Source organism: Pseudomonas sp. FG43, assembly GCF_057809175.1.
Genome location: NZ_JBMDJL010000001.1, coordinates 133,622 through 150,693 on the forward strand (window position 1 = coordinate 133,622; position 17,072 = coordinate 150,693).

The window sequence follows — 17,072 nt, forward strand, 5'->3', positions numbered from 1 at the left end:
GGACCTGATGAATGAGTCGTAATACCGGCGATAACCTGAACCGCAACCTGAGTACCAACGAACCGCTGTCATCCGTGCTGGACACCTATCTGAGCCGTCGCAGTGTGGTACGTGGCGGACTGGGTGCTGCGATTGCCATGATTGCGGGTGCCGGGCTGACCGGTTGCTTTGACAGCGGCGGCGACTCAAATGACGACCCGGCACCGACGCCAACACCGGAAGCCGGTCTGAAACTGGGGTTCACCTCGATCCCCGGCTCCCTCACCGACGCCGTGACCATTGCCGCCGGTTATACCGCTTACGTACTCGCACCGTGGGGCACACCGCTGAGCAACCTCGCCAACCCATGGAAAAGCGACGGCAGCAACACGTCCACCGACCAGGCCAACTCGATGGGCATGCACCACGACGGCATGCATTACTTCCCCATCAACGGCAGTTCCACCGACGGCCTGCTGGCGATCAACTTCGAATACATCGATCAGGACGCCTTGCACCCGTCTGGCGCGACCCTGGTGGGTGGCGTCCGGCCTGTCGAAGAAGTACGCAAGGAAATCAACGCCCATGGCGCTGGCGTAGTGCGTATCAGCAAAGTCGGCAACCGCTGGCAAGTGGTGGAAAACGACCCGCTGAACCGCCGCTTCACCACGGCCTCGGTGATGAACCTGTCCGGCCCGCTGAAAGGCACCGATCACGTCAAGACCGTGTTCTCCACCGACGGCAGCCAGACTCGTGGCACCAACAACAACTGCGGTAACGGCTACACGCCATGGGGCACTTACCTGACCTGTGAAGAAAACTGGCCAGGGATTTTCGTCAACAGAGGTACCCGCCCGGCAGATCAGGTGCGTATCGGCATCGCCACCTCAAACGGCAACTATCGCTGGGAAACCGCAGCAGGCGATGCTTCCGAGGTCAACGGCGAGTTCACCCGTTTCAACATCACCCCGTCCGGTGCCACCGCCACGGACGATTACCGCAACGAAGCCAGCACCTATGGCTATATCGTTGAAATCGATCCTTACAGCGCAAGCACCCTGCCAGTGAAACGCACCGCACTTGGTCGCTTCCGTCACGAAGGCTGCTGGCCGGGCCTGACCACTCCCGGCAAGCCGGTGGTGTTCTACATGGGCGACGACTCGCAGAATGAATACCTCTACAAGTTCGTGTCCACCGCACTGTGGGACGCGGCCGATGCCAACCCGAGCGATCGCCTGGCAACCGGTGCCAAGTACATGGACAGCGGCAAACTCTATGTCGCCCGCTTCAACGCTGACGGCAGTGGCAACTGGCTGTTGCTCGACGTAGCCACCGCAACGACCGACAGCAGCACCCTGGGTGCCAAGTTCACCGACCTGCCAGGCATCATCCTCAACACCCGTGGTGCTGCGGATGCCGTGGGCGCAACCCCGATGGACCGCCCGGAATGGACAGCCGTCAACCCGCTCAATGGCGACGTCTATCTGACCCTGACCAACAACACCAGCCGCACGACGGCGAACGCTGCCAACCCACGGGTCAACAACAGGCACGGGCATATCATTCGCTGGCATGACGCCGACGATCTGGTGTCGTTCACCTGGGACATCTTCGTTTTCGGCGCCAATGCTTCCGGCACGGCGGATATCAACCGCTCCGGCCTGACCGAACTGAACCAGTTCGCCAGCCCGGACGGCATGAGCTTCGATAGCCGTGGCGTGTTGTGGGTCCAGACCGACAACGGCGAATCCACCATTACCAGCTACACCAACGACCAGATGCTGGCGGTGATCCCGACCAATATGCTCGATGCACAAGGCAGGCAGATCCCGGTCAATGCCCAGAACCAGGGCGACCTGCGTCGTTTCTTCGTTGGCCCCAATGGCAGCGAAGTCACCGGCCTGGCCTTTACGCCGGACAACAAGACCATGTTCCTCAATATCCAGCACCCCGAGAACTGGCCATCCACCGATGTCGCCACCGACGTCACCGTGGGCACGGTTCGGCCACGCGCTTCAACCGTGGTAATCCAGCGGGCTGATGGCGGGGATCTGGCGGTGTAGTTGAGGGGCGAGCTGCAAGCGGCAAGTTGGGAGCTGCAAGTGCTTGTAGCTTGTAGCTTGTAGCTTGTAGCTTGTAGCTTGCGGCTTGCGGCTTGCAGCTTACGACTACCGCCGTCCCACTTCCCGCTCCCGCACCACCATCTCCTGTGCCGGCACCCGACTGTGCCATTTCACGATGCCCAGGGCTTCGGTACGGTATTGGCTGTGAAATGTTTGGCCATCCAGCTCCACTTCAATCTGCACCAGGAAGTGATCGCCGTTGAGTTGCAAGCCTTCGCTCAGTTGGGCGAAGGCTTCATCGTCCATGGCACCCATGGCCTGGCGCAAGGCACTGGCATCGAGATAGCCACCGGCCGGTCTGCCGCTGATCAGGCGAGTCAATTGCGAGCGCTCGACTTTCCCCTCGAACAAGGCCTCCAGCAGTGGCAATTCACTGAGGTTCAAGGCATTGGCATTCAGTCGCCAGCCCGTGGTTTCCGGTAATGCGCACAACTGTGGATAACGTTGTTCGCGCTGGCTGTCGGCGGGTAACAGCAGGTTCAGCTCGCTGATGTCGACCATCAACTGATTGGCCGCCAGACGCGGGGGCGACGAGCGCAGGTATTCGTTGTTTTCGGCACCGTGCAGGCTGCTCTGATGATCGGCGTCTATCCAGTCGGTCAGGCTTTGGGTCAGGCGCTCAGCCGCCATATCCGCGCCCAACAGATAAACCAGCTGCTTTTGCGCACGCTCGGCTTCAGGACCTATCAGGCTGTTGACGTTGAAACAGCGGTGCAAATCGACAATACGGATACTCGCCTTGCCATTCTTGAAGTCGTAGCTCAAAGGCTGCCCGCGCAAGGCCTGCCAGAATAAAGGGCTGGCGCGCCACACCGGGTCCTTGAGCGCCTGCTCGGCAAACGCCAGAGCCGCCTTTTCAATGGATCGAGCCTGAACCCGCTGCTGAAGCAAACGGACGCTGTCCACCTCCTGCCTTCCCTGCTCGACCATCCAGGCCAGCCCGGCAGCCAGCATGGCGAGGGCAACCAGCACCATCAGCAGTGCCGCACCTTGTTGTCGGTTTTTCGTCATCGTCCAGCCTTGGGTTTCGAGGGCAGCCCTCTAGTCAACAGCGGGGATGTTTCAGGCTGGTGGCAGATTTATGAAAATGTCTTATACGCCGATCAGTCAGGGCGTACATATCACTTGTGGGAGGGGCCTTGGCCGCGACGACCTGCTTACAGGCAACACATTTTCAGCGCACCTCATGTGATCCCCGCTCACTGACTCGCCATACACGTGCCAGCGATTGCACCGCCACCTGATAGCGGTTTCCTACAACCGCCTGTGAATTCCCCGATTACATACCAGCAGCACCACGGCTAACCTCCACTCCACTCGCTGCCAAATCAGCGACCGGGTTTGGCGATCCGATCAAGTAAATACTCCCCATCGCGGCGCAGTCGTTTTATTCTGTCGGCCACCGCGTTATGGCGGCTGTGTGCGGGAGACCTTCGGGTCTGCCGGGTTTTCTACTTGCCGGTTCGCCAACCCTCACATAGCTGCCACCCATTGTTTGGCGACAATTCATGGCAGCTTCAATCCGTGATCCAAGTAGAGTGCCACCAATGCGGAATATCGCTCCAACGCCCCCCTGCACAGACCATTTTGAAGCCACCCTTTTCTCCCGCCACCACCGCATGCTGCGCGCCATTTTCAGCGAAGCCCAGGCATGGTTTTGTCTGGCCGACCTTGCCCGCTTGATGGGCCAGACGCTGGGTGAACGCTCAGCACTCAAGCTCGATGGCGATCAGCGACGGGTTGTCTGGTTGCAGGCTAATGGCAAGTGGCAAAAGCAATTGATGGTCAGCGAGTCAGGCGCATTTGCATTGCTGGTTCATCACTACGTCCCTGAAAACCGGGCGCTGCGACAGTGGCTGACCCACGAAGTGCTGACGGTGCTGCACGCGCCGCAAAATGAAACGCTGGATAACCCGAGGCTCTGTCATTTGCAGTGGCCGGGCACCTCATTGAGCGTGATGCAATGGCGTGATGAGTCATGGATTCGCTTGCGGGATATGCCGCATATAGCGCCAGAAATTGCACCGCCACCTGAGCGTGGTTTCTGGCAAAGGATCGGGGCGCACTTCACATAAGTCTTCGCCAGCAAGCTGCCCTCCCACAAGGTGATGTGTACGCCTTAATTGATCAGTATTAAGGCCTGCACTATTAGCTAGCAGCGCCCGAGAGCCGCAAACAAGAATTAATATCGACAAGACTTGCTAGTGGCCACTAATTGGCTATCGTTACGCGGCCTTCACGGCACACCGACTCTTGTTGTCCCTTTGGGATCATTTGTAATCAGGGAGATTTATATGGCCAGACTGGAAGAGTCTTGTAGCAAAGGCACGGCACCGGCAATGAAACGTTGCCATCTGCACGCCGCGATTGCCGCATTGATAGTGGGATGCACGGCATTGCCCGCAATGGCCGAAGAGTCATCACGGCAGTTCATCAATCCGCCCGATCTGCAACAGCAGGCTCCGAGCCAGGCGGTTAGTGGCCAGACTACTTTGCTGATGCGTTCGGGCGTCGAAAAAGCTGCGACCAAGCCGCTTCCCGCGCCGACACCTCGCGCAGGCAAGGAACGGCAATTGGTGCTGAATATCGGCTATACCGTCAGTAGCATCTATAACCCGACAACCAAGAACGACGATGTGGTCAGACTGCGCAGCTACAAAGGCACAGACGTCGACCCGCGCAGGCCTTTTGTTGCCCCTACGATCAATGCCACGCCGGGCGATACCATTCGGGTCACGCTGAACAACAACCTGCCGAAGGATCCGAGCTGCACCGACCCTCATGCGGCGACAGACAAACCACACTGCTTCAATGGCACCAACCTGCACTCCCACGGCCTGTGGGTCAGCCCGACGGGTAACAGCGATAACGTATTGTTGTCGATCAACCCCGGTGTCAGCTTCCAGTACGAATACAACATCCCCGAAGACCACCCGGCCGGTACGTTCTGGTATCACCCACATCGCCACGGCTCTACCGCCCTGCAAGTGGGTAGCGGCATGGCGGGCGCTCTGGTGATCCATGGCGATCGCAAACCGACGCATGAAAGCAATGGCGATATCGATACCTTGCTCAAAGGCGCTGATGGCAAGCCGTTCACCGAACGCTTGCTGGTCCTGCAACAGATTCCCTATGCCTGCACGGACGATGGCGGCAAGACCTATAACTGGAATTGCGCTAAAGGCCAGATAGGGGTCGTGGAAAACTATGAGGCGCAGTTTGGCCCAAGCGACTGGCAGAACTCGGGGCGTTACACCACGATCAACGGCCAGGTCCAACCGATCTTTTTCGCAAACAGCGGCACTATCGAGCGCTGGAGGCTGGTACATGCGGGCATTCGCGACACCATCGTGCCGCAATTTCGCAAAATGGCCGAAACAGGACGCCAGCGTAGCCAGGAAGGGATCAGTACCGCCGACTCTGAAAGCTTCATCGCCAACCAGTGCGTAGGGGAGCCGGTGCCGTTCCAGGTCATCGCTTCAGACGGCCTGACCATGGACAAGGCTCAGCAACTCAGCCAGGTCACCTTGCAGCCAGGTTATCGCAATGACCTGCTGGTGATGTTTCCGGAACCTGGTCGCTATTGCGTAGTAGACAAGCCTGAAACCGCATCGGGAAGCGTCAACCAGACCACTGGCAGCACGCAACTGCTCGGTTTCGTTGAAGTCGGCGCAGGCCCTAAAATCAAAGACATCAAGGCCGCAGTCACCACCGAACTGGTCGCTGCTGCCAAGCGCAACATGCCAGCAGAGGTTCAGAGGCTGGTGGTCAGCGACCTTCAGAAGGACCTGAAACTGACCAAGTTCATTCCACACGCAAGCATCTCCGATGAGGAGCTGAAGAAGAGCGGCAATCTTGAGCAGAATCTGGTGTTCATGCTCAACGCTACCGATCCGAACAACGTCAAGTTTGCTGTCGGCACCACCGCAGCGAACGCAGAGCCCTACAAGCCCGATGTCATCAATCGTCAGCTGACACTGGGGACAGCGGAAACCTGGACTCTGCAATCGGCTTACGTCAGCCATCCGTTCCATATCCACGTGAACCCGTTCCAGATCGAGAAGATCATCGGCCCGGATGGCACTGACCTCAGTGAGCCGGGAGCTGTGGATAAAACCGACAACAACGATGCTCAATATGCAGGCCTGAAAGGCGTCTGGAAGGACACGCTGTTTGTCAAAGGCCCTACCGGAAAGACACCGGGTTTTGACCCGGTGACGAACACCAAAGGCCTCTACAAGATCTACGTCCGCACCCGCTACCAGCGCTACATCGGTGAATTCGTGTTGCACTGCCACATCCTCGATCATGAAGATCAGGGCATGATGCAGAACGTCAACATCAGCATTCCCGACGGCAATGGCGGCAATCTGGGCAGCAGCAGCCATCATTGATGGGTTCTGACTGAAAAAAGCGGCTCACACTGAGCCGCTTTTTTTACCCGCGAAAAAGCCATAAAAAAAGGCCGCCCGAGGGCAGCCTTTAAAGAACAAAAGGAAAGAGAGTAAAGCTTGCTTACACGGCCGCGACAGGACGCATGTAAGAAATAGGTGCCGTACTGGCATCCTCGAAGGTCACGACTTCCCAGGCGTCCGGCTGCTCGATCAACGTGCGCAGCAGACGATTGTTCAGTGCATGCCCCGACTTGAAGCCGCGGAACTCACCGATCAGGCTATTGCCCAGCAGGTAGAGGTCGCCGATGGCATCCAGGATTTTATGTTTGACGAATTCGTCCTCATAACGCAGGCCGTCTTCGTTCAGTACGCCTTCCTTGTCGACCACGATGGCGTTTTCCACGCTGCCGCCGAGTGCGAGGTTGTGCTTGCGCAGGTACTCGATGTCACTCATGAACCCGAAGGTTCGTGCACGGCTGACTTCCTTCACGAAGGAAGTACTGGAAAAGTCCACGCTTGCACTCTGGGTGCGGTCACGGAAGACAGGGTGATCGAAATCGATCTCGAAGCTGACCTTGAACCCCTCGAAAGGCACGAAAGTAGCGCGTTTACCGCCCTCTTCCACTGTCACCTCACGCAGGATACGGATGAACTGCTTCGGCTCGTCCTGTTCCTCCAGGCCGGCCGATTGAATCAGGAATACGAAAGGGCCTGCGCTGCCATCCATGATTGGAACTTCGGAGGCAGAGAGCTCGACGTAGGCGTTATCGATGCCAAGGCCAGCCATGGCCGAAAGCAAATGTTCTACCGTGTCGACCTTGACGTCACCGCTGACCAGAGTGGTCGACAGTGTGGTGTCTCCGACATTTTCCGCCCGTGCAGCAATATGCACGACAGGGTCCAGGTCGGCTCGGCAAAACACGATGCCGGTATTCACAGGCGCAGGCTTCAGGGTCAGGTAAACCTTTTCCCCGGAATGCAAGCCAACACCTGTGGCACGGATAATATTTTTCAGGGTGCGTTGTTTAATCATGGCATGGCCGCTTCAGCGCAAGTTGCGAACTGGTATCAACAAAGGCTGGCGATAATAGCAGACCATGCCTTTGCTGAACACCAATCACCCTAATACCCCTGATACATTTCATCAATCGGCCTGACGACGCAGGAAAGCCGGGATGTCCAGATAGTCAAGGTCATCGTTAGGGTTCATCTTGGCCGCTGCCGTGGCGCTTGCATGAGCCTGATTACGCATTACGGTCGGACGGTCCAGATCACGGTAGTTCACCGATGGAGCTTCCTGACGAGCTGCTGCCGGTTGAGCAGCGGCCTGCTGGACGGTTTGCAGCGTGTTGTCGATGACCTTCACAGGCTTCTCGATTTTCGCGCCCAGACCAGTGGCAACCACGGTGACGTGCAACTCGTCACGCATGTCCGGATCGATGACAGTACCGACCTTGACCATTGCGTGCTCGGAAGCGAACGCTTCGATGATGCTACCCACGTCGGAGTACTCACCCAGAGACAGGTCAGGACCGGCGGTGATGTTGACCAGGATGCCACGCGCACCTTGCAGGTTCACGTCTTCGAGCAACGGGTTGCGAATGGCCGCTTCGGTCGCTTCACGCGCACGATTCGGACCGCTGGCGCAGCCAGTGCCCATCATTGCCATACCCATTTCGCTCATCACGGTACGGACGTCGGCGAAGTCGACGTTGATCATGCCCGGACGTTTGATGATGTCGGAGATACCGCGAACGGCACCGGCCAGAACATCGTCAGCCTTGGCGAAAGCCGACAGCAGGCTGGCGTCTTTACCCAGGATGGTCAGCAGCTTCTCGTTGGGGATGGTGATCAACGAGTCGACGCTTTCAGACAGCATACGGATGCCTTCATCGGCGATCTGCATGCGCTTGCGGCCTTCGAACGGGAACGGACGAGTCACGACCGCAACAGTGAGAATGCCCAGTTCCTTTGCCACTTCGGCAATGATCGGAGCTGCACCGGTACCGGTACCGCCGCCCATGCCAGTGGTGATGAAAACCATGTTGGTGCCTTGCAGAACTTCTGCAATGCGCTCACGGTCTTCCAGTGCAGCCTGACGGCCGACTTCAGGGTTGGCGCCAGCGCCAAGACCTTTGGTCACGCCAGTACCCAATTGCAGGATGGTGCGTGCGCCGATGTTTTTCAGTGCCTGAGCATCAGTGTTGGCGCAGATGAATTCCACGCCTTCGATGTTGCTCTTGACCATGTGATTGACAGCGTTGCCACCACCACCACCCACACCGATAACCTTGATTACCGGGCTCTGCGGGACGTTGTCTACGAGTTCGAACATTTTCCCTCTCCTTCAGTTCTCTAGTTGTTTCTGCCTACTACCTGCCGCTACCACTTTTGAAGCCTTGAAACTCAGAAATTGCCCTGGAACCAGCGCTTGACGCGCTCAAGCACTGGGGCCTTGGGTTCGTCGCCGTAACTGCTGCTGTTGCCCAGGCCGGACAGCGAAATGCCGTCCGACTGTTTTTGCAGCCCGTACAACAACAGGCCTACGCCTGTGGAGTAGATCGGGTTGCGTACAACATCAGCGAGCCCTTTGACGCTATGCGGCACGCCAAGGCGCACCGGCATGTGGAAGATTTCCTCGGCCAGTTCGACCGCACCTTCCATTTTCGAGGTACCACCGGTCAGCACGATGCCGGCCGGGATCAGATCTTCATAACCGCTGCGGCGCAGTTCGGCCTGGATCAGGGTGAACAGCTCGTCATAACGAGGTTCGACCACTTCGGCCAGGGCCTGACGCGACAGCTCGCGAGGCGGACGGTCGCCCACGCTCGGTACTTTGATGGTTTCACCGGCACCGGCCAGCTTGGCCAGAGCACAGGCGTAACGAATCTTGATTTCTTCGGCGTACTGGGTCGGTGTACGCAGTGCCATGGCGATGTCGTTGGTGACCTGATCACCGGCAATCGGGATCACTGCGGTGTGACGGATGGCGCCTTCGGTGAAGATTGCGATATCCGTGGTGCCACCACCAATGTCCACCAGGCACACGCCCAGCTCTTTTTCGTCATCGGTCAATACCGAATAGGCGGACGCCAGTTGCTCAAGAATGATGTCGTCGACTTCAAGACCGCAGCGACGCACGCATTTCTCGATGTTCTGGGCAGCGTTCACTGCACAGGTCACCACATGCACCTTGGCTTCAAGACGCACTCCGGACATGCCCAGAGGCTCACGCACGCCTTCCTGGTTATCGATCACGTAGTCCTGAGGCAGGGTGTGCAAAACACGCTGGTCGGCAGGAATAGCAACAGCCTGCGCAGCATCGAGCACGCGCTCCAGATCCGCAGAGCTGACTTCACGATCACGAATCGCCACGATGCCGTGGGAGTTCAGGCTGCGAATATGGTTGCCCGCTACCCCGACGAACGCCGAGTGAATACGGCAGCCCGCCATCAGTTGCGCTTCTTCGACTGCACGCTGGATCGATTGCACGGTCGACTCGATATTCACCACCACGCCCTTTTTCAGGCCACGGGATGGATGGGTACCGATACCCACGATTTCCAGCGAGCCATCGGCCGCGACTTCGCCTACCAGTGCCACCACCTTGGAGGTACCGATATCCAGCCCGACGATCATTTTGCCGCTTTGCACATTTGCCATGGTCCAGCCTCTTATCAATTCTTCGCGACAGCGGGCTTGTCCGCTGTCGGCGCTACCTGTTCACGCCATCCGACCGCAAGGCCGTTGGAGTAACGCAGGTCGATGCGCGCAATATTCGTGATTTGTTCTTTAAGCGTTTTTTCGTAAATCGCGATGAAGCGGCGCATTTTTTCCACAAGATGATCGCGTCCCAGCAACAACTCGATACCCGGACCGGCATTGCCGGCACCGGTGGTCAGGAACCAACTGCCACGCTCACGTAACTCCAGGCGTGCGATGGAGAACCCCATGGGGCGCAACATCTGACTCAACACCTGGTACTGCTGCATCACCTGTTGCTGAGCCCGCTGCGGGCCGAACAACTGGGGAAGATGTTCATAGTTGGACAGTTCACGCGGCGTGAAAGCCTGTCCCTGGTTGTTCAACAGCGCTTCATCTCCCCAACGGGCGACGGGCAGTTGCTCTTCCAGTCGAATCACGACCTGATCCGGCCATACACGCCGTACTTCGGCATGGGCGATCCAGGGCATCTGTTCCAGTTCGGTACGCATACCGGCCAGATCGATGGTGAAGAAGCTTGCCGCGACATAAGGCGCGATTCGCTGCTGCACGGCCTGCTGGCTGATGTAACTCAAGTCGCCCTGCACGTTGATCCGGGTGATCGGACGATCGACATACGGCAGCAGACGCTGCGCGCCTTCGTACGTACCGAACCCCAGAACCACCAGCAGCACCGGCCAGAACAGCCCCCTCAGGAAACCGAAACCCGGCTTGGGCAGTCGCGCCGACAATGGCTCCTTGGCCACCATCCGACTGGCACCACGCGGCACTGGCTTGCGACCAGGAGCAGGTGGCTGATGACGTGCCGACGCGCCGTACATGCTTAACCTCTCACCTGAACGCTGTCGGCCAGAATCGCCAACACCAGATGCTGGAAGTCCAGCCCGGCAGCACGCGCTGCCATAGGGACCAGACTGTGATCGGTCATGCCTGGCACGGTGTTGACTTCCAGCAGCCAGAACTTGCCTTCTGCATCCTGCATGACATCCGTGCGCGCCCAGCCTGCAATGCCGATGGCTTCGCAAGCACGTGCTGTCAGTTGTTTGAGTTCCTGTTCCTTCGCGTCACTGAGCCCGCACGGAATCCGGTACTGGGTATCGGAAGCCAGGTACTTGGCGTCGTAATCGTAGAAACTGTGAGGAGTGCCCAGACCGATAGGCGGCAATATTTCGCCACGCAGGCAGGCGATCGTGAACTCCGGACCTTGAATCCATTGTTCGACCAAAACTTGCGAATCGTAGGTACTGGCTGCTTTCCATGCGGCGATCAATTCGTCGACGCCGGTCACCTTCGCCATACCGATACTTGAACCTTCATGGGCCGGTTTGACGATCAAAGGGAAGCCCAGTTCCGTCGCCGCAGAAATACAATCGGCCTCGCTGCCCAGAACCGCGTGCAGCGGAGTGGCAAGCCCGAGACTTTGCCAGACCTGCTTGGTGCGCAACTTGTCCATGGCCAGTGCAGAAGCCAGTACACCACTGCCGGTATAAGGGATTTGCAGGCACTCCAGCAGGCCCTGCATCGTGCCGTCCTCACCGCCACGACCATGCAGGACGATAAAGGCCCGGTCGATCCTTTCGCTGACCAGCCGTTGCAGGAAGTCATCGCCCACGTCGATGCCGAACGCCTCGACCCCAGCGCCGAGCAATGCATCGAGCACCGCACGCCCGGACTTCAACGAAACCTCCCGCTCAGCGCTCTTGCCACCGAAGAGCACGGCAACGCGGCCGAAGCTTTTCGGCTCAAGTGTCGAGCGCAGGGAAGATTGCGAAGTCACAGTCATTTGAGCTTCCCTTCGGTTGAAGCGATGACGGCGCCGGCAAACAGCGGGCTCTTGAGCAGTTGCGGAGCCAGACCACCGATATCACCAGCGCCCTGACACAGCAGGATGTCCCCGGCACGCAGCAACGGCTTGACCAGCGGCGCCAGTTCGACACCACGCTCGATATAGATAGGGTCCAGTTGCCCGCGCTGACGGATGCTGTGACAAAGGTTGCGGCTGTCGGCACCGGGAATCGGCTCTTCGCCCGCCGGGTAGACTTCCATCAGCAACAGCACGTTGGCATCGGCCAGCACCTGTACGAAATCGTCGTACAGGTCACGGGTACGGCTGAAACGGTGTGGCTGATAGACCATGACCAGACGACGGTCCGGCCAGCCGCCACGCACGGCATTGATGACCGCAGCCACTTCACGCGGGTGGTGGCCGTAATCGTCTACCAGCATCACGTTGCCGCCTTCGACCGGCAGTTCGCCATAGACCTGGAAGCGACGACCCACGCCCTGGAAGCCCGACAGGCCCTGAACGATGGCTTCGTCACTGATGCCTTCGTCAGTGGCGATGGCGATGGTTGCCAGCGAGTTGAGCACGTTATGGTTGCCCGGCATGTTCACCGATACATCCAGCGGCTCGCGGTCGCGACGCAACACGGTGAAGAACGTCAGCATGCCATCCTGGCGTACGTTGATCGCACGCACATCGGCGGTTTCGCTGAAACCGTAGGTCAGGGTCGGACGCTTGACCTGCGGCAGGATTTCACGCACTACCGGATCATCGATGCACATCACCGCCAGACCGTAGAACGGCAGGTTGTGCAGGAACTCGACAAAGGTCTTCTTCAGCTTGTTGAAGTCGCCTTCGTAAGTGGCCATGTGATCGGCGTCGATATTGGTCACGACAGCGACCAGCGGCTGCAGGTGCAGGAAGCTGGCGTCGCTTTCGTCGGCCTCGGCGATCAGGTAACGGCTGGTGCCCAGTTGCGCGTTGGTGCCAGCCGCGTTGAGACGACCACCGATCACGAACGTCGGGTCCAGGCCACCGGCAGCAAACACCGAAGCGATCAGGCTGGTGGTGGTGGTCTTGCCATGAGTACCGGCAACCGCGATGCCATGGCGATAGCGCATCAGCTCGGCCAACATCTCGGCACGCGGCACCACTGGAATGCGGCGCTCAAGGGCAGTCGCGACTTCCGGGTTGGAGGTGTTCACAGCGCTGGAAACCACCAGCACGTCGGCACCGACTGCGTTCTCGGCCAGATGACCGATGAAAATGTGCGCGCCGAAGGATTTCAGGCGTTCGGTAACCGGCGAGTTCTTCAGGTCCGAGCCGGACACTTCATAGCCAAGGTTCAGCAATACTTCGGCGATACCGCACATGCCGACACCGCCGATACCGACGAAGTGGATGCGGCGGATACGGCGCATTTCCGGTTGAGGCATGGCGCGTTGACTCTCAACCATGAGCCACCTCCACACAGACATCGACAACAGTGTTGGTTGCATCGGGCCGGGCCAGCCTGCGGGCGGTACGGGCCATGTTGTTCAATTGTTCGGGCTGCATCAAAACCTCTTTCAGGCGCGTGGCCATTTCGGCGGCGCCAGTTGTCGCTTGCGGCATGACGAAGGCTGCGCCTTCGCGAGCCAGATAGTCAGCGTTACGAGACTGGTGGTCGTCGATCGCGTGAGGCAGCGGTATCAGGAACGAAGGCAAGCCTGCGGCTGCCAGTTCACTGATGGTCAACGCACCTGCGCGACAGACGACCAGATCGGCCCAGGCATAGGCCTGTGCCATGTTCTGGATAAAGGGCGCGACCTGCGCCTCGACGCCAGCGCTTCGATAGCGCTCGGCGGTGACTTCATCGTGTTTCTTGCCTGCCTGATGGAATATCTCGGGGCGTATGTCTTCAGGCACCTGAGCCAGGGCTTCGGGCAATAATTTGTTCAGGGGCTCCGCTCCAAGGCTGCCGCCCAGAACCAGCAGGCGAGCCTTGCGACCGGCCAGTGCCTGACGTGGTGTTTCAAGAAACAGTTCGACACGCACCGGGTTGCCGGTCGTGCGGCGCTTGGCCGTTGCGCTGAAGGTGTCCGGGAACGCCTCGCAGATACGGCTGGCGAAGGACGACAGGCTGCGGTTGGCGGTACCGGCCACAGCGTTCTGCTCATGGATGATCAACGGCACGCCCGCCAGCTTCGCGGCCAGGCCACCTGGGCCTGTGACATAACCACCGAAGCCCACGACGCACACCGGTTTCAACTCGCGCACGACCTTGCGGGCCTGACGCAATGCCTTGAGCAGCATGAAAGGGGCCTTGAGCAGCGACAGCTTGCCCTTGCCGCGCAAACCGGTGGCATCGATCAGGTGCAAGGTCAGCCCGGCCTGCGGGACCAGTTCGTTTTCGATACCCCGTGGCGTACCCAGCCAATGCACCTTGTAGCCACGCGACTGGAACTCGCGAGCACAGGCCAGCGCCGGGAATACATGCCCGCCGGTGCCACCGGCCATGATCAACACGTTAGCGTCCATGGGGCGGCTCCTCGGCGAAGTCGCTCTCTTTGAATTCGGTTTCTTCACTGCCCATGTTGTTGCGCGATTCCCACTCGATGCGCAGCAGCAGACCGAGGCTCGCACAGCAGATCACAAGCGAACTGCCGCCATAGCTGAGGAATGGCAAGGTCAGGCCTTTGGTTGGCAGCAGGCCTACGTTTACGCCGATGTTGATCAGGAACTGGCCGATCCACAGGAAAGAAAGACCATAAGCAACGTAAGCACCGAAGAACTGTTTGGCCCTTTCTGCCCACATACCTATGTACATGCCACGAATACTGACGAACAGGAACAAGGCGACTGTGAGCAAAGACCCTATGACACCCAGCTCTTCGGCAAGCACCGAGAACACGAAGTCGGTATGAGCTTCCGGCAGATAGAACTGTTTCTGGACACTGTTGCCCAGACCGACGCCGAACCATTCGCCGCGACCGAATGCGATCAGCGCCTGGGTCAACTGGTAGCCGGAACCGAACTGGTCCGCCCACGGGTCGGTGAAGTTGGTCAGACGCGCCATCCGGTAAGGCTGGGCCTGTACCAGCACCACCACGGAAACCACAGCCAGCACCACCATCAGGGAGAAACGGAACAGCCCGACACCACCGAGAAACAGCATGGCGGCAGCCGAGCCCATCATCACGACCGTGGCTCCGAAGTCAGGCTCCATCAGCAACAGGCCCGCCATCGGCAGCAGCACGATGAACGGCTTGAAGAAGCCCATCCAGCTTTCACGAACCTCCTGCTGACGACGAATCAGGTAACCGGCCAGGAAGATCACCACAAAGACCTTGGCGATTTCAGAGGGCTGCACGTTGAACGCGCCGAAGCCGATCCAGCGCATCGAGCCGTTTACCTCGCGGCCGATACCCGGCACCAGCACCAGCAACAGCAAACCGAAGGCACCGATCAGCATCAGCCAGCCCATGCGCTGCCACGTGGCGACCGGCACCATCATGGTCGCGCAGCAGGCACCCAGACCGATCAACAGATAGATCAGATGGCGGGTCATCATGTACAGCGTGTTGCCCGACTGCACGGCGGCCACTTCCGACGACGCGGAAGTGATCATCACCAGCCCAAGCCCCAGCAGCGCCAGGCAACCAGCCAGCATCGGGAAGTCGAGGTCTATGCCACGGCCACTGATCAGCGGCGACGGATAAGGCTTGATCACGCCAAAGATCATGACAAGCCCTCCACTGCCTGGGCGAACAGGCGTCCGCGCTCTTCGTAATTCTTGAACATGTCGAGGCTCGCGCAGGCAGGCGAAAGCAATACCGCATCGCCCTCTTGAGCCAGTTCGGCACTGCGCTGCACGGACTCTTCCAGCGTGATGACACGCACCAGCGGTACAGCATCGCCCAGCGCCTGAGCGATCAGCTCGGCATCGCGGCCCAGCAGGACGACTGCACGGCAATGAGCGGCAACGGCAGCACGCAGGCCGCTGAAGTCAGCACCCTTGCCATCGCCACCGGCGATCAGCACCAGCTTGCCGGTGATGTCAGCACCCAGGCCTTCGATAGCAGCCAGTGCGGCGCCAACGTTGGTAGCCTTGGAGTCGTTGTAATAATGAACACTCGCCCGCTCGCGCACCCACTGGCAGCGATGCTCAAGACCGCTGAAGGTCCGCAGGCTGCTCAACATGGCATCGAACGGCAGGCCGACGGCATGCCCCAGTGCCAGCGCTGCCAGGGCATTGGCCTGATTGTGTGCGCCACGGACTTTCAGTTCGCGAACCGGCATCAGGTTGTCGAACTGGAAGGCCAGGTATTTTTCGCCATTTTCTTCACGCAGACCGAAACCGTGGAAATCCGGTTTGTTCAGGCCGAAGGTCCAGCAAGGCAGACCTTCACCGATCAGTGGTCGGGACAGTGCATCCTGACGATTGACGACGACTTGCCGGGCACCACGGAAAATCCGGTGCTTGGCCAAGTGATAGGCCGGCAGGCCGCTGTAGCGATCCATGTGATCTTCGCTGACGTTCAGCACGGTCGCGACTTCGGCGTTGAGTTCATCAGTGGTTTCGAGCTGGAAGCTGGACAGTTCCATCACGTACAGCTCGACGTCATCGCTGAGCAGATCCAGAGCCGGCATGCCGAGATTGCCGCCGACAGCAACGCGCTTGCCTGCGGCCTGTGCCATCTCGCCCACCAGCGTGGTCACGGTGCTTTTCGCATTGGAACCGGTGATTGCAATGATCGGCGCCTTCGCGTAACGCGCGAACAGGTCGATGTCGCCGGACATCTTCACGCCACGGGCATGGGCCTGCTGCAAGGCTGGTGTCGCAAGGGCCAGCCCCGGGCTGACATACAGCTCGTCGGCACGGCAGAGAAACTCTACGTCCAGCTCGCCACAACGCACTTCCACCTGCGGGTAATCGCGACGCAAGGTCGCCAGCTCAGGGGGATTCTCCCGCGTATCGGCCACGGCAAACGCAACGCCCCGGTTCGCCAGGAAGCGAACCAGGGACATGCCACTTTTGCCAAGACCGACAACGATACGGAAGCGGTCGGAAACGATCAAAGACACTCG

13 protein-coding genes are annotated in these 17,072 nt (G+C 59.1%); 3 read left to right on the forward strand and 10 right to left on the reverse strand.

The genetic code is table 11. From position 1 onward, the window contains the following. Positions 1 to 11: 11 nt before the first annotated feature. Entirely contained in the window at positions 12 to 2,042 is a 2,031-nt protein-coding gene (locus ACODS3_RS00595; protein ID WP_489032814.1) for a PhoX family protein, read from the forward strand. A gap of 105 nt (positions 2,043 to 2,147) precedes the next feature. Here the strand turns inward: ACODS3_RS00595 and gspK are convergent, their stop codons facing one another. Then, positions 2,148 to 3,113 carry a type II secretion system minor pseudopilin GspK gene (gspK, locus tag ACODS3_RS00600; RefSeq protein WP_489032816.1) on the reverse strand — a complete coding sequence of 322 codons (966 nt, stop codon included), beginning with the start codon at positions 3,111 to 3,113 and terminating at the stop codon, positions 2,148 to 2,150. A 536-nt stretch (positions 3,114 to 3,649) separates the two neighbouring features. On the opposite strand from gspK, the gene ACODS3_RS00605 reads away from it, so the two are divergent. Together ACODS3_RS00605 and ACODS3_RS00610 are read left to right on the forward strand one after the other, a co-directional pair. Beyond that, complete coding sequence (locus ACODS3_RS00605; protein WP_201020581.1) at positions 3,650 to 4,177, forward strand: BRO-N domain-containing protein; 528 nt, start codon at positions 3,650 to 3,652, stop codon at positions 4,175 to 4,177. Positions 4,178 to 4,396: 219 nt separating this feature from the next. Then, on the forward strand, positions 4,397 to 6,496 hold the full coding sequence (locus tag ACODS3_RS00610) for a multicopper oxidase family protein (protein WP_236249975.1): 2,100 nt from the start codon (positions 4,397 to 4,399) through the stop codon (positions 6,494 to 6,496). A 121-nt stretch (positions 6,497 to 6,617) separates the two neighbouring features. On the opposite strand, the gene lpxC is transcribed toward ACODS3_RS00610, so the two are convergent. From lpxC to murD, 9 genes are all read right to left on the reverse strand, one after another. Next, positions 6,618 to 7,529, reverse strand: a complete 912-nt coding sequence (gene lpxC, locus ACODS3_RS00615; protein ID WP_201005703.1) for a UDP-3-O-acyl-N-acetylglucosamine deacetylase — start codon at positions 7,527 to 7,529, stop codon at positions 6,618 to 6,620. 111 nt (positions 7,530 to 7,640) lie between these two features. Further along, positions 7,641 to 8,831 carry a cell division protein FtsZ gene (ftsZ, locus tag ACODS3_RS00620; protein WP_025261728.1) on the reverse strand — a complete coding sequence of 397 codons (1,191 nt, stop codon included), beginning with the start codon at positions 8,829 to 8,831 and terminating at the stop codon, positions 7,641 to 7,643. A 71-nt stretch (positions 8,832 to 8,902) separates the two neighbouring features. Beyond that, complete coding sequence (ftsA, locus tag ACODS3_RS00625; RefSeq protein ID WP_025261729.1) at positions 8,903 to 10,159, reverse strand: cell division protein FtsA; 1,257 nt, start codon at positions 10,157 to 10,159, stop codon at positions 8,903 to 8,905. A gap of 14 nt (positions 10,160 to 10,173) precedes the next feature. Next, positions 10,174 to 11,040: a cell division protein FtsQ/DivIB gene (locus tag ACODS3_RS00630; protein ID WP_201005705.1), complete on the reverse strand. Its 867-nt coding sequence runs from the start codon at positions 11,038 to 11,040 to the stop codon at positions 10,174 to 10,176. 2 nt (positions 11,041 to 11,042) lie between these two features. Further along, entirely contained in the window at positions 11,043 to 12,002 is a 960-nt protein-coding gene (locus ACODS3_RS00635) for a D-alanine--D-alanine ligase (protein WP_489032820.1), read from the reverse strand. Next, complete coding sequence (murC, locus tag ACODS3_RS00640) at positions 11,999 to 13,459, reverse strand: UDP-N-acetylmuramate--L-alanine ligase (protein WP_304575333.1); 1,461 nt, start codon at positions 13,457 to 13,459, stop codon at positions 11,999 to 12,001. Before murC ends, ACODS3_RS00635 begins: the two co-directional genes overlap by 4 nt. Further along, positions 13,452 to 14,522: an undecaprenyldiphospho-muramoylpentapeptide beta-N-acetylglucosaminyltransferase gene (gene murG, locus ACODS3_RS00645; RefSeq protein WP_304575332.1), complete on the reverse strand. Its 1,071-nt coding sequence runs from the start codon at positions 14,520 to 14,522 to the stop codon at positions 13,452 to 13,454. The genes murC and murG overlap by 8 nt, the downstream gene beginning before the upstream one ends. Next, positions 14,512 to 15,726, reverse strand: a complete 1,215-nt coding sequence (gene ftsW, locus ACODS3_RS00650) for a putative lipid II flippase FtsW (protein ID WP_025261734.1) — start codon at positions 15,724 to 15,726, stop codon at positions 14,512 to 14,514. The genes murG and ftsW overlap by 11 nt, the downstream gene beginning before the upstream one ends. Beyond that, on the reverse strand, positions 15,723 to 17,069 hold the full coding sequence (gene murD / locus ACODS3_RS00655; protein ID WP_489032823.1) for a UDP-N-acetylmuramoyl-L-alanine--D-glutamate ligase: 1,347 nt from the start codon (positions 17,067 to 17,069) through the stop codon (positions 15,723 to 15,725). Before murD ends, ftsW begins: the two co-directional genes overlap by 4 nt. Positions 17,070 to 17,072 lie beyond the last annotated feature (3 nt).

Bases quoted from the DNA above. Each gene is read 5' to 3' on its own strand.
- ACODS3_RS00595 (WP_489032814.1), top strand. From the start codon at position 12: ATGAGTCGTAATACCGGCGATAACCTGAACCGCAACCTGAGTACCAAC.
- gspK (WP_489032816.1), bottom strand. From the start codon at position 3,113: ATGACGAAAAACCGACAACAAGGTGCGGCACTGCTGATGGTGCTGGTT.
- ACODS3_RS00605 (WP_201020581.1), top strand. From the start codon at position 3,650: ATGCGGAATATCGCTCCAACGCCCCCCTGCACAGACCATTTTGAAGCC.
- ACODS3_RS00610 (WP_236249975.1), top strand. From the start codon at position 4,397: ATGGCCAGACTGGAAGAGTCTTGTAGCAAAGGCACGGCACCGGCAATG.
- lpxC (WP_201005703.1), bottom strand. From the start codon at position 7,529: ATGATTAAACAACGCACCCTGAAAAATATTATCCGTGCCACAGGTGTT.
- ftsZ (WP_025261728.1), bottom strand. From the start codon at position 8,831: ATGTTCGAACTCGTAGACAACGTCCCGCAGAGCCCGGTAATCAAGGTT.
- ftsA (WP_025261729.1), bottom strand. From the start codon at position 10,159: ATGGCAAATGTGCAAAGCGGCAAAATGATCGTCGGGCTGGATATCGGT.
- ACODS3_RS00630 (WP_201005705.1), bottom strand. From the start codon at position 11,040: ATGTACGGCGCGTCGGCACGTCATCAGCCACCTGCTCCTGGTCGCAAG.
- ACODS3_RS00635 (WP_489032820.1), bottom strand. From the start codon at position 12,002: ATGACTGTGACTTCGCAATCTTCCCTGCGCTCGACACTTGAGCCGAAA.
- murC (WP_304575333.1), bottom strand. From the start codon at position 13,459: ATGGTTGAGAGTCAACGCGCCATGCCTCAACCGGAAATGCGCCGTATC.
- murG (WP_304575332.1), bottom strand. From the start codon at position 14,522: ATGGACGCTAACGTGTTGATCATGGCCGGTGGCACCGGCGGGCATGTA.
- ftsW (WP_025261734.1), bottom strand. From the start codon at position 15,726: ATGATCTTTGGCGTGATCAAGCCTTATCCGTCGCCGCTGATCAGTGGC.